Origin of the sequence: Elstera litoralis, assembly GCF_000963705.1 — a bacterium.
Lineage (GTDB): Bacteria > Pseudomonadota > Alphaproteobacteria > Elsterales > Elsteraceae > Elstera > Elstera litoralis.
In genome coordinates, this window is record NZ_LAJY01000728.1 from 1 (window position 1) to 3,051 (window position 3,051).

Sequence of the window (3,051 nt, forward strand, 5' to 3'; positions counted from 1 at the left end):
CCGCTTATCATCTGGCGCTGCTGCGCGCCGGGGAGGCCTCCGGCAGTCTCGGGCAGAGCTTCACTCGGCTCGCGGCGCATTTGGCGGCGGCGGCGGCGCTGCGGGCGCAATTGATTTCGGCCTTAACCTATCCCGCGCTGCTGCTGGTGGTGGCGGTGATTTCGCTATCGATTGTGTTGGGCGTGGTTGTGCCGCAGTTCCGGCCCCTCTTCGCCAATGCCGGGGATCGGCTGCCTGCCGCGACGCGCCTCGTGCTCGATTTTTCCGACGCGATGCGCCAGTTCGGGCCGTTTCTCCTCTTGCTCCCCGGCGCGGTTTGGATCGGCGTTCGGCTCTATGCAGCGGCCCCGGCGCGGCGGATCGCGCTCAGCCGGGCTTTACGCCGGATTCCCGTCCTGGGGCCGACGCTGGCAGCGGCGAGCCACGCGCGCTTGGCCCGCACCCTCGGCTCGCTGCTCGAAAGCCGCGTGCCGCTGCTCGAAGCTCTGGCCCTCACCCGCGATACGGTCGGCAGCCCGGCGGCGGCGCAGGCGTTGGAGACTGTTATCGCCACGGTCCGCACCGGCGTTCCGCTGCACGCAGCCTTCGCCGAGACGGGGCTGTTTCCGGCCGCGATGGTCCATATTCTGCGTTTGGGCGCGGAAACCGGGCAGGTGGATGCGACGCTGCTGCGCCTCGCCGATCGGTTCGACGGCCAATTGCGCGACCGCTCCAAGCGCCTGCTGGCGCTATTGGAGCCCGCCTTGATCGTGACGCTTGGGGTCGTGGTCGGGGCCATCGTCGTCGCGATTCTCTCGGGCTTACTCAGTATCAATTCGCTGGCGGTGGGCCGTCCGTGAAAACCGTGATTTCATATCGTGAGGGAATTTCCATGCGCCGATCTGCCCCTATCCGCCGCGACGCGGGGTTCACCTTGGTCGAAGTGCTGGTGGTGCTGGTGATTCTGGCGCTGCTCGCCGCCGTCGCCGTGCCGAGCGTGCTGGGCTATCTTGCGGGCGCGCGCAGTGATACGGCGCGGTTGCAGATCGATAGTCTGCGCACGGCGCTCGATCTGTACCGGCTCGACGCCGGGCGCTATCCGACCGCCCAGGAAGGGTTGGGCGGGTTGGTGCAGAAACCCGCGTCCGCCCGCCGCTGGAATGGCCCTTACTTGCGCGACGGCACGCTGCCGGTCGATCCCTGGGGCCGCGCCTTTCTCTACCGCGCCGATGCGCGCGGCGGCGGCTACGAGCTTATCTCCTTCGGCAGCGACGGGCGCGAAGGCGGCACGGGCGAAGACACTGATATTGCCGTGCGCAGCCGATGACCAATTCCAGCCGCGCCGCCGGTTTCACGCTCGTCGAAACCCTGATCGCCCTCGCCTTGATCGCGCTGGCGACGGCGCTGATCGCCCCCAATGTCTCGCGCGTTACCGGCGCGATGGGGCTTGAGGGCACGGCGGACGATGTGGCGCGGGCGTTGCGCCTCGCGCGCTGGCAGGCGCTGGTTGGCGGCGGCACGGTGATCGTCACCCTCGATCCGGTGACGCACCGGCTGATCGGCCCGACGCCCGCGACCTCGCTTGCCCTGCCGGACGGGGGTGACGCTGGAAGCGCGCGGGGGCCGAGGGGCTCGGCTTCGTCTTTCTGGCCGATGGCAGCGCGAGCGGTGGCAGGCTGCGGCTCATCAAAGGGGGCGATAGCGCCTTGGTCACGGTCGATTGGCTGACCGGGGCCGTGGGCGTCGTCCGGGAGGCCACGGGCGGATGAGCGATGCGCGCGGCTTTTCGCTGATCGAAGTGCTGGCGGCGCTGGTGGTGCTGGCCCTGGCGCTCGGCTATGGCAGCGGAATTCTGTCGCAATCAGCGGAAGCCGTGCGCCGGGCCGATGCGCAAAGCCAAGCCTTCGCCCAGGCCGAATCGCTGCTGGCGGAAGTGGGCTTAGTCTACCCGTTACGCGCCGGGTCTTTTTACCGGGGACACGCCGGAAGGCGCGCGCTGGCGGCTTGATATCGCGCCGGTTTCGGCGGCGGAAACGCTGACGCGGCCGCTCTATGAGGTGACGGCAACGCTGGCCTGGGGGTTCGGCCCAGCGGCGCGGCGGGTTGTGCTGGTGACGCGGCGCGTTGATCGGGGGACGTTATGAACGCCCGGTTTTGGCCGCGCGCGGCGGGGCTGACGCTGATCGAAATTCTCGTGACCCTCGCCGTCCTCGGGTTGGCGCTGATGTTGCTGGGGAACGGGCTGCGCCTCACGTTTGCGGCCCAGGGGCGAATCAGTGCCGCCGCTCAGGTTTTGGAAGAGCGGCAGGCGGCGGTGGAACGGCTGCGCGCGCTCGCGCTACGGGCGACACCCTTGGCGTTGCGCCGGGGCGATGGCGGTTTGACGCAGGCCTTCATCGGCACGACCGACCGGGCTGGCCTGGGGCGTCGATGGGCTGGCCGAAGCCGCGCACCCCGGTTTGCACGCGGTGGCCCTGCGCCTGGAGGCGGGAGCGTTGATCCTGGATTATCGGGCGTGGGGGCACCGGGCGACGCGGCGGCGCGGAGCCTGTTGCTGCCGGGGGTTGCGGCGCTGCGCCTTACCTATTTCGGGCGCGCCAACGGGATGGGCGCGCCGGTCTGGCAGGACGAATGGCCCGCGCAAGAACAGGTTCCTCGGCTGCTGCGCCTCACGCTGACCTTCGCCGATGGCGCGCCTTCCTTAGGGATAAGCCTGCCGCTTGGCACCCTCGACGCCACGCCGCTCGATGCGCTGGCCCTGAGCGCCGAGATGACCCGGCAGTTCGATCGTCTCGCGGGAGCGCTCGGCCTGAGCGCGGCGGGGCGATTGTGACGCGGGCGGGTGGCTTCATTCTGGTTGCGGCCCTATGGTTGGCGGCGGTGCTGGCGCTGGCCTTGCAGGTAACGGCGAGCCGGGGCGCGGTGGCGGTGACGGCGGCGGATGCTGTGCGGGCGCTGGCGGAAGGGCGCGCGGCGGCGGAAGGGGCCGTCGAGGATCTGCTCGCCCGCCTGCCGAGCGCGCCCAGCGATGGCCGCGTGCGGGTGCGTCCTATCGGCGAGGTCCCGGTTCTC

Annotated in this window: 6 protein-coding genes; all 6 read left to right on the forward strand. The window is 70.1% G+C overall.

Going from position 1 to position 3,051, the window contains the following annotated elements:
* A partial coding sequence (locus VZ95_RS19355) for a type II secretion system F family protein (protein WP_045777318.1) occupies nucleotides 1-839 on the forward strand: 839 nt, incomplete at its 5' end.
* 32 nt (nucleotides 840-871) lie between these two features.
* Entirely contained in the window at nucleotides 872-1,306 is a 435-nt protein-coding gene (gspG, locus tag VZ95_RS19360; RefSeq protein ID WP_156995431.1) for a type II secretion system major pseudopilin GspG, read from the forward strand.
* The gene (locus VZ95_RS22540; protein ID WP_052711962.1) at nucleotides 1,303-1,707 is read left to right on the forward strand and encodes a prepilin-type N-terminal cleavage/methylation domain-containing protein; all 405 of its coding nucleotides are present in this window, start codon (nucleotides 1,303-1,305) and stop codon (nucleotides 1,705-1,707) included. Before gspG ends, VZ95_RS22540 begins: the two co-directional genes overlap by 4 nt.
* Before the next feature lie 37 nt (nucleotides 1,708-1,744).
* Complete coding sequence (locus VZ95_RS19370; RefSeq protein WP_052711963.1) at nucleotides 1,745-1,987, forward strand: prepilin-type N-terminal cleavage/methylation domain-containing protein; 243 nt, start codon at nucleotides 1,745-1,747, stop codon at nucleotides 1,985-1,987.
* A 132-nt stretch (nucleotides 1,988-2,119) separates the two neighbouring features.
* Nucleotides 2,120-2,812, forward strand: a complete 693-nt coding sequence (locus tag VZ95_RS19375; RefSeq protein ID WP_045777319.1) for a prepilin-type N-terminal cleavage/methylation domain-containing protein — start codon at nucleotides 2,120-2,122, stop codon at nucleotides 2,810-2,812.
* Nucleotides 2,809-3,051: hypothetical protein (locus tag VZ95_RS19380; RefSeq protein WP_045777320.1), on the forward strand; the 243-nt coding region annotated here is incomplete at its 3' end. The genes VZ95_RS19375 and VZ95_RS19380, both read left to right, overlap by 4 nt.

Excerpts from the sequence above, each read along its gene's own strand:
- gspG (WP_156995431.1), top strand. The coding sequence starts at position 872 with ATGCGCCGATCTGCCCCTATCCGCCGCGACGCGGGGTTCACCTTGGTC.
- VZ95_RS19370 (WP_052711963.1), top strand. The coding sequence starts at position 1,745 with ATGAGCGATGCGCGCGGCTTTTCGCTGATCGAAGTGCTGGCGGCGCTG.
- VZ95_RS19375 (WP_045777319.1), top strand. The coding sequence starts at position 2,120 with ATGAACGCCCGGTTTTGGCCGCGCGCGGCGGGGCTGACGCTGATCGAA.
- VZ95_RS22540 (WP_052711962.1), top strand. The coding sequence starts at position 1,303 with ATGACCAATTCCAGCCGCGCCGCCGGTTTCACGCTCGTCGAAACCCTG.